The 9,067-nt window shown below is 56.4% G+C and carries 7 protein-coding genes; 3 read left to right on the top strand and 4 right to left on the bottom strand.

Features of this window, described 5'->3' with window-relative positions:
- The 3 genes from M0974_RS21730 to M0974_RS21720 form a co-directional block, all read right to left on the bottom strand.
- Positions 1 to 584: MFS transporter (locus M0974_RS21730; RefSeq protein ID WP_297841538.1), on the bottom strand; the 584-nt coding region annotated here is incomplete at its 3' end.
- A 195-nt stretch (positions 585 to 779) separates the two neighbouring features.
- Positions 780 to 1,355, bottom strand: coding sequence for an ANTAR domain-containing response regulator (locus tag M0974_RS21725; protein WP_297841535.1), 576 nt, complete (start codon positions 1,353 to 1,355; stop codon positions 780 to 782).
- Positions 1,356 to 1,369: 14 nt separating this feature from the next.
- Positions 1,370 to 2,581: a CmpA/NrtA family ABC transporter substrate-binding protein gene (locus M0974_RS21720; RefSeq protein ID WP_297841533.1), complete on the bottom strand. Its 1,212-nt coding sequence runs from the start codon at positions 2,579 to 2,581 to the stop codon at positions 1,370 to 1,372.
- 153 nt (positions 2,582 to 2,734) lie between these two features.
- Between M0974_RS21720 and M0974_RS21715 the strand changes: the two genes are divergently transcribed.
- Positions 2,735 to 3,760, top strand: coding sequence for a quinone-dependent dihydroorotate dehydrogenase (locus M0974_RS21715; RefSeq protein ID WP_297841531.1), 1,026 nt, complete (start codon positions 2,735 to 2,737; stop codon positions 3,758 to 3,760).
- A 110-nt stretch (positions 3,761 to 3,870) separates the two neighbouring features.
- On the opposite strand, the gene M0974_RS21710 is transcribed toward M0974_RS21715, so the two are convergent.
- Positions 3,871 to 4,086 (bottom strand): ribosome modulation factor, encoded by a 216-nt coding sequence (locus tag M0974_RS21710; RefSeq protein ID WP_080290409.1) that lies wholly within the window; start codon positions 4,084 to 4,086, stop codon positions 3,871 to 3,873.
- Between the two features lie 604 nt (positions 4,087 to 4,690).
- Between M0974_RS21710 and rlmKL the strand changes: the two genes are divergently transcribed.
- Together rlmKL and M0974_RS21700 are read left to right on the top strand one after the other, a co-directional pair.
- On the top strand, positions 4,691 to 6,967 hold the full coding sequence (rlmKL, locus tag M0974_RS21705) for a bifunctional 23S rRNA (guanine(2069)-N(7))-methyltransferase RlmK/23S rRNA (guanine(2445)-N(2))-methyltransferase RlmL (RefSeq protein ID WP_297841523.1): 2,277 nt from the start codon (positions 4,691 to 4,693) through the stop codon (positions 6,965 to 6,967).
- A gap of 136 nt (positions 6,968 to 7,103) precedes the next feature.
- Positions 7,104 to 9,067, top strand: a 1,964-nt coding sequence (locus M0974_RS21700) for a CHASE domain-containing protein (protein WP_297841520.1), incomplete at its 3' end; no start/stop codon positions are given.

The raw sequence follows: 9,067 nt of genomic DNA, 5'->3' as shown, positions 1-9,067 counted from the left end.
TGTGCCCGCTGCGGTGAGGTGCGCGCCATCAAACGGAAGGCACTCAACACCACAACCAATGGACTCCGGGCAAAACCAAACCCGTTGGTCCAGCCAAACGCCATGGCCAGTGCCGGCGCAATCAACGCGGCAAACACGGTGCCCGAGTTACCTGCACCGGCGATGCCCATGGCTTTGCCTTGATGCTCTGGCGGATACCATTGCGAGGCCAGCGGCAGGGCGACGGAGAATGAGGCGCCGGCCATGCCGAGGAAGACCCCGAGCAACAGTGCTTGTTCATAGCTGTGAATGCCGAGCTGCCAGGCAGCCAGCAGTGCGCCGATCACGATGACTTGACCGATGATCCCGGCGGTCTTTGGCGACAGCTTGTCAGCCAGCAACCCCATCAGTACCCGCAAAAAAGCACCTGCCAGAATCGGCGTTGCAACCATCAAACCGCGCTGTTGGGTGGTCAAGTGCAGGTCGGCAGAGATTTGCACCGACATTGGGCCGAGCAGGTACCAAACCATAAAGCTCAGGTCAAAATACAGAAAGGCTGCGAACAGCGTAGGTTTGTGACCGGCCTTCCAGAAGCTTGCATCCATAGAGCACCCCATTTGCTTGTTCGGTATAGATCGAAAGAGCCCAAACGCAAAAAACGCCGCAACCCGATTCGCCTGAGCGAGAAGAGTGTGCGACGTCTTTGTCGTGTACGTGGTAACCGCCTTTGGCTACCGGTGCAATATTATAAGCAAGGTCCGGGCCAATATATCGAACAGCACTAGGCGTCAAGCTCGTTCCTAGCCCAATAACTCACTCATGGCGATGATTTGCTCAGCCACTTGAATCAGTTTCTGCTGGCGGCTCATGGCCTGGCGGCGCATCAGGGTGTAAGCCTCCTCCTCTTTACAATTTTTCATTTTCATCAGCAAACCCTTGGCCAGTTCGATGCGTTTACGCTCTGCCAGTTGCTGGTCCCGTGCCTGTAATTGGGCACGAAGCTCTTGGTCGCTCTCAAATCGTGCCATCGCGACGTCCAGAATCGGTTGCAGACGTTGGGCGAGAATACCCTCGACAATGTAGGCGCTAACTCCTGATTTGATCGCTTGGCGCATCACCAAAGGGTCGTGCTCGTCGGTAAACATCACGATGGGTCTTGGCTGGTCACGGCTGACCAGCACCACTTGCTCCATCACATCGCGACCAGGTGACTCGGTGTCGATCAGAATCACATCGGGTTGCACGGCCAGCACGCGTACGGGCAAATCGATGATCAGTCCAGATTCATCTATGACCTCAAAGCCAGCTTCGATCAGGGCCGCCTTGAGTCGGCCGACCTTTTTTGGGGTGTCGTTGATCAGCAGGATACGCAGCATAGTTGCAGGCTCCTTCAGCGACTGACGCGGGTGGGTGTGGCGTCGACCAACGCGTGCAGTTTAAAGCTACGCGCATAGGCTGCCGGGTCGGTGCCATCCCAGATTTTGCCATCGATCAATTGGCTGCTGCGCATGGCCGAGACGGGGACAGCAACGCCAACGGCCGCAGCCGCTTGTCGATAGAGTTCCAACTGTTGGACTTGGCCAGCGATGGCCAAATAGTTCGGGTCTTCGCGTAGCAGGCCCCAGCGTCGGAACTGGGTCATAAACCAGATGCCGTCGGAAAGGTAAGGCATGTTGACCTCGCCCGCACCGTGGAAGCGTACGGCGTGTCGATCGTGCCAGTGATTGCCAAGGCCGTCACTGTAGTCGCCCAGCAGGCGTGGTTCGATGCAGTCCACCGGCGTGTTCAGGTAATCGCTGCCGCTAAGCAGTTGAGCGGTACTGCGGCGGTTTTCGTTACTTTGTTCGATGAATTTGCTGGCCTCAAGCACCGCCATTACCAGTGCGCGGGCGGTATTGGGGTTTTGCTCGACGAACTCCCGGGTACAGCCCAGTACTTTTTCCGGATGGTCGGGCCAAATCGCCTGGGAGGTTGCCAAGGTAAATCCAAGGCGTTGGTTGACCGCGCTGGAGCCCCATGGCTCGCCGACGCAAAAGCCGTCGATTCGCCCGGCCTGCAAGTGCGCAACCATTCGTGACGGAGGCACGACCACGCTGTCGACGTCATTCAAAGGGTGAATGCCCTGACTCGCCAGCCAGTAATACAACCACATGGCGTGATTGCCGGTGGGGAAGGTTTGGGCGAACGTTAGCTTGCTGCTGCTGTGTTGCACGCGGCGATCAAGCGCTTCAGGACTGGTCACGTTGGCGTCTTGCAACGCTTTTGAGAGGTTGATGCTTTGCCCGTTTTGGTTCAGGCCCATTAACACCGCCATATCGGCTGCGCCCGTTCCGCTAATGCCCAGTTGCACGGCATAGATCATTGCATACAGGCTGTGGGCCGCGTCCAATTCGCCGCTGACCAGCTTGTCGCGAAGATTGGCCCAGGATGATTGACGTTTTAAGTTCAATGTCAGCCCATAAGGCTGAGCAAACCCTTGGGTGGCGGCCACAACGAGTGGCGCGCAATCGGTGAGGGCCATAAAGCCTAAATCGATGACGTTTTTTTCCGGGGCATCACTGCCCGCGACCCAATCGAGTGCATTGTTGGGTGAGTTATTCATAGAACGGCTCTTTATTGATAAGGCGTCTTTAAGCAATGCATATTCCGCACCCGGCACGGGCGACGGCAAAGATTACAGCATGTCTCGCCTCCAATGCCCGGTCCGTCTATAATCGGCGCCCTGAATTCAGCCGCTCACGAGCCACACCTGCCCATGTATAACCTGGCCCGCCAGTTATTGTTCAAACTTTCTCCTGAAACGTCTCACGACCTGTCGCTGGATTTGATCGGTGCAGGCGGACGTTTGGGGCTCAATGGTTTATTGAGCAAGTCGCCTGCGCACTTGCCAGTCAAGGTCATGGGCCTGGATTTTCCTAATCCGGTCGGCTTGGCAGCGGGTCTGGACAAAAACGGTGCGGCCATCAACGGCTTCGCGCAGCTCGGTTTTGGTTTTGTCGAAATTGGCACCGTGACCCCGCGACCACAACCGGGCAATCCAAAACCACGGATTTTCCGCTTGCCCCAAGCCGAGGCGATCATTAACCGCATGGGCTTCAACAACCTTGGCGTCGATCACTTGATCGCCCGTGTGCGGGCGGCCAAGTACAGCGGCATCCTTGGAATCAACATTGGCAAGAACTTCGACACGCCCGTTGAACGCGCCGTGGATGACTACCTGATCTGCCTGGACAAAGTCTACGAGCACGCCAGTTACGTGACGGTTAACGTCAGTTCGCCTAATACACCGGGTTTGCGCAGCCTGCAATTCGGCGATTCGCTCAAGCAACTGTTGGAAGCACTGCGCCTGCGTCAAGAAGACCTCGCGCAGAAGTTCGGCCGACGTGTGCCGCTGGCGATCAAGATCGCGCCGGACATGACCGATGAAGAAACCGTGCTGGTCGCCGCTGCACTGATCGATTCAGGCATGGACGCAGTGATTGCCACCAACACCACGCTTAGCCGCAAGGGTGTCGAAGGCATGCCGCACGGCGACGAAGCCGGTGGCCTGTCGGGTGCGCCGGTTCGTGAGCAGAGTACCCATATCGTCAAAGTGTTGGCTGCCGAGTTGGCTGGGAGATTGCCGATCATTGCTGCTGGCGGGATTACAGAAGGCAAGCACGCGGCGGAGAAAATCGCGGCGGGGGCAAGCCTGGTGCAACTCTATTCGGGCTTCATCTACAAGGGCCCTGCGTTGATCGGGCAGTCGGTAGATGCGATTGCGGCAATGAGTCGCCGCTAAAAAAGGGGTTCCTTGGAAGGAACCCCTGGGCGCTAGCCCGCCGCCCGGATGGGGCGTGCATGTTTAGTTGAATGTTGAAGCTTTAAAAAACTTGATCGGTAAGTGCCTGGTTATCCGACCGCGTGAAGTTCGTTGAGTCTGTGGATGCCCGCAGTGCCGGTCATACCGTCCCAGTTGTCGCCGCGTCCTTCTCGCCAGCCATTGATCCAGGCTTGGCGCACCGACGGTAGAGTAAAAGGGCAAAGCTCACGGGATTTACCATGAACACCAAATTGATATCCGCGTAAAAATGCTCTTTCCAACGGATCACGCTTAAGTCTTCTCATAGGGTGTTGCCCTCGTTTGTTGACTGTTATGTCCCTGGAGACCTCATGTTGAGGTCGGGCAGAATCTTCTGCCGTGAATACCCGCTGCCGGCGTCGCGGGCTTAGTGGTGTCGCTGTTGCAGTGACAACCTGAGTGAAGTTCTAACCAATGCGCTGGACGCTGTGAATGATCGTTTTGTCATAACAACGTAACTAATGGAGTGTTCAGGCCATAAGCAACACACGCGTTTGGAAGGATATTTTCTCCTGAACGCCCCTGATCCGTGGGTTTGGTTGAGAATGGAAGCGGTTTGCACTACTAAAAGATGGCCGATTGACGTCAACCGTTAATCGACGAAGGGTCACGGAATGTGACTTTTTGTTGCAACGTTTTAGCCTACGCCGAATCTGTGGGACCGAATTTATTCGGGGAGCGGACGACGCGGTTTATCTGCTATACAGCATCGCTGCCTTCGCGAATGAATTCGCTCCCACAGGGGATCGTTCACGAAGGACTGGCACAATGTGTGTGCCACGCAGGCGTTCTCCAAGAAAGGCGTCTGTTTAAAATCTGGTTGGGCAATGCGTTGCCCCGCCGCTTATCGCCTAAGGCGTTGGATTACCCATGTCGGACCGTTTTGAACTCTTCCTCACTTGCCCTAAAGGCCTTGAAGGCTTGCTCGCTGAGGAAGCCACTGGGCTTGGCCTTGAGGAAACCCGCGAACATACCTCGGCTATCCGCGGCTTGGCAGACATGGAAACTGCCTACCGCCTGTGCCTCTGGTCGCGCCTGGCCAACCGTGTGTTGCTGGTCATCAAGCGTTTCCCGATGAAAGACGCCGAGGATCTGTATCACGGCGTGCTTGATGTTGAGTGGGAAGACCACTTGGACGCCGAAGGCAGCCTCGCGGTGGAGTTCAGCGGTAATGGTTCGGGCATCGACAACACCCACTTTGGTGCGTTGAAGGTTAAAGATGCAATCGTCGACAAACTGCGCACACCGTCCGGCTTGCGTCCTTCGGTAGACAAGCTCAATCCAGACTTGCGCGTGCACTTGCGCCTGGATCGCGGCGAAGCCATTTTGTCCCTCGACTTGTCCGGCCACAGCCTGCACCAGCGCGGTTACCGCCTACAGCAGGGTGCCGCGCCGCTTAAAGAAAACCTCGCAGCAGCCATTTTGGTGCGTGCCGGCTGGCCGCGCATCGCCGCTCAAGGGGGCGCGTTGACTGACCCGATGTGCGGCGTCGGTACCTTCCTGGTGGAAGGCGCAATGATGGCGGCGGACATCGCGCCCAACCTTAAGCGCGAGCGTTGGGGCTTCTCCGCCTGGCTGGGGCACATTCCGGCGATCTGGACCAAACTCCACGATGAAGCACAGGCCCGAGCCGACATTGGTCTGGCCAAGCCACCGTTGTGGGTGCGCGGTTATGAAGCCGATCCACGTCTGATTCAACCTGCGCGCAACAATATCGAGCGTGCTGGTTTAAGCGAGTGGATCAAGGTCTATCAAGGCGAAGTCGCGACCTTCGAGCCGCGTCCGGACCAGAACCAGAAAGGCCTGGTTATTTGTAACCCTCCTTACGGCGAGCGTTTGGGCGATGAGGCCAGCCTGCTTTATCTCTACCAGAACCTTGGCGAGCGTTTGCGCCAGGCATGCTTGAACTGGGAAGCGGCGGTATTCACCGGCGCACCGGACCTAGGCAAGCGCATGGGCATCCGCAGCCATAAACAATATGCATTCTGGAACGGTGCGTTACCGTGCAAGTTGCTATTGATCAAAGTGCTGCCCGATCAATTCGTCACTGGCGAGCGCCGTACCGCCGAGCAGCGTCAGGTCGAGCGCGAGCAGATTGAAGCACAAGCCAGCGAATCGACCGAAGTCGAGGCACCGAGCAAATACGAGAAGTACAACAAAAACGGCAACCCGATCAAAACTCCTGAGCCAGTCGTTGAACAAGCGCGCCTGAGCGAAGGCGGGCAGATGTTCGCTAACCGTCTGCAGAAAAACCTCAAGTTGCTGGGCAAGTGGGTACGCCGTGAAGGCATCGACTGCTACCGCGTGTACGACGCCGACATGCCTGAATACTCAATGGCCATCGACCTGTATCACGATTGGGTCCACGTTCAGGAATACGCCGCTCCGAAGTCTATTGATCCGGAAAAAGCGTCGGCCCGCTTGTTCGATGCGTTGGCTGCGATTCCTCAAGCGCTCAACATCGAGAAGAACCGCGTCGTGATCAAGCGTCGCGAGCGCCAAAGCGGTACAAAACAGTACGAGCGTCAAAGTGCTCAAGGCCAGTTCCTCGAAGTCAGCGAAGGCGGCGTCAAGCTGCTGGTCAATCTGACCGACTACCTGGATACCGGGCTGTTCCTCGATCACCGTCCAATGCGCATGCGTATTCAGCGTGAGGCAGCAGGTAAGCGTTTCCTCAATCTGTACAGCTACACCGGCACCGCCAGCGTGCATGCTGCAAAAGGTGGCGCTCGGACCACAACCAGTGTCGATTTGTCGAAGACATACCTGGATTGGGCACGACGTAACCTGTCACTGAACGGCTTCTCGGATAAAAATCGCCTGGAACAGGGCGACGTCATGGCCTGGCTGGACGCGAGCCGCGATGAATACGACCTGATCTTTATCGATCCGCCAACGTTCTCTAACTCCAAGCGGATGGAAGGCATCTTCGATGTGCAGCGAGACCAAGTGCAGTTGCTGGATCTGGCCATGGCACGTTTGGCGCCGGGCGGCGTGTTGTATTTCTCCAATAACTTCCGCAAATTCCAGCTGGATGAAAACCTGAGCGAACGTTATGCAGTCGAGGAAATTACCGCACAAACGGTAGATCCGGATTTTGCCCGCAATACCAAGATTCACCGGGCTTGGCGCATTACCGCGCGTTAAGCTGGCGTAGCGTCTACACCCGGCTAATTTAGGCAGGTGCAGACGCGAGTATGGCTGGTCAAGTTAGTGGCAAATGGCTATAACTGAGCTATTGCCACGGTGACGCCAGAACACACTGGCGTTGTGAGTTTTAGCGATGCGCTCAAAAAGTCCTCACCCCACGATTCCCGACACGATCAACGAGAATGCTCGCGCATGGCTCGCTGCCGTCGTGGCATTCGGCGCGGGTGCTGTACTGACCAGCGTACTGGTGATCTCCAGTAGCCAGCGGCATGAGCGTCAAGTGCAGCAACGCTTCAGTTTAATGGCGGGCGAGCGCCTCAGCCGTATTCAAGATCGCTTCGACGATCAAGTCCAGCGTCTGGATGGTCTGCGGCGTTTTTTTGTCTACTCCACTGAAATCACCCGCGATGAATTTGATGGTTATGCCGCGCCGCTGTTGATGTTGACTCAGGCATATTCTTGGGCGCCGAAGGTGGCCGGTAGCGAACGTGCGCAGTTTGAACAGCAGGCGCAGAGCTTAGGTTTGAGCGGCTATACGATTCGCGAGATTGATACGAATACTGGCGAACTAAAAACGGCTGCCAGGCGTTCGGAATATTTTCCTGTGCTTTACTCCCAGTCACGCAGCACCAATCCGGTACCTTTGGGTTTCGATGTCAGCTCCGAGCCCACTCGCCAGGCTACGCTCAAGCGGGTAAACGAGCTGGGCAGCATGGCTGTTTCGCCAAGAATGACGCTGGTGGGTCTGGAACCCATTAACGCCAGCGGCGTGCTGCTGGTCTCACCTGTGCGGCGTCCCGCGACCAGCAATGGCGTTCAGCATCAAGCGCTGTCTGGCTATGTCATGGCAGTGATCAGTATGAACAAACTGATGTCCGAGGGCTTGCCTGAACAGGTCAGCGATAACTTGGCGCTGCAATTGTTCGACGTTTCTTCACCCGGCACTCCAGGCCTGTTGTACCAGTCCACCAATACCGTTGCAGACAGTGAGCTAAAGCTCGTTGCGCAGGTACGCATGGCTGATCGTGAATACCGTCTGGAGATTCGTCCGGCCGCAGTATTTTTGGTGGCCAATCAGTCGGCCAAGAGTGTGATGGTGATGGGCGGCTTGTTCAGCCTGATGCTCAGTGCGTTGTTGTACAGCTTGGTCAGCAGGCGTCAGCGCGCCTTGAAGCTGGTTGAACTACGAACCACCGAACTGCGCAGCGTGCTGGACGCTACGACACACGTCGCAATCATTGCAACTGATTCCACCGGCATCATCAATACCTTCAATTCTGGCGCACAGCAGATGTTGGGCTACGGCGGCGACGAAGTATTGGGGCAACTGCCACTAAGAGAGTTGCACGTATTGGCCGAGTTGCAGAGTCATGGTCAGTACTTAAGCCAGCGCTATGGCCGTGAGGTGCCGGTGACGGAGGTGATGTTGTTCGAGGCCTTGGAAGAGGGCGGTCATCCGACTCGGGAATGGACATTCGTGCGCAAGGACGGCAGTTCACTGGTGGTCAACATGCTGGTGACGGCCATGCGGGACGGTCATGATCATTGGACGGGTTTTTTGGCGGTTTGCATTGATGTCACTGAGGGCAAACGCGTCCAAGAGGCGTTGGCTGCACGCGACTTGATGCTGGAAAAACTCAGCGCGCAAGTGCCTGGCGGTATCTATCAGTATCAAATGAACGGCGACGGTAGCTCATTATTCAATTACACCAACTCCGGTATGTGGAGGATTTACGAGCTGTCTCACGAGTTGATGCAGCAAAGTTCAGATGCTGTATTTGACCGGATCCATCCGCAAGACCTGGACCGGATAAAAAAGTCGATCAGTATTTCTGCGCAAAACTTGACCCATTGGTGTGAAGAGTACCGCGTTATATTGCCGCGCCGAGGACTTCGCTGGTTGCGAGGCGAGGCCACGCCGGAGCAATTGATCGATGGCGGGGTGCTATGGCATGGTTTTGTTTCCGATATCTCGGATTTGAAACGGGTTGAGGAAGAGTTACGCGGCCTGTCAGTGACGGACGTGCTGACCAGTGTCTACAACCGCCGCTTTTTTCAGGAGCGGCTTAAAGCTGAGTTGTCCCGGGTCAACCGACT

This window comes from Pseudomonas sp. (assembly GCF_026224925.1).
Taxonomy (GTDB): Bacteria; Pseudomonadota; Gammaproteobacteria; order Pseudomonadales; family Pseudomonadaceae; genus Aquipseudomonas.
The sequence above is the reverse complement of the archived record's forward strand: the minus strand, read 5'-3'. Positions and strand labels throughout refer to the sequence as shown.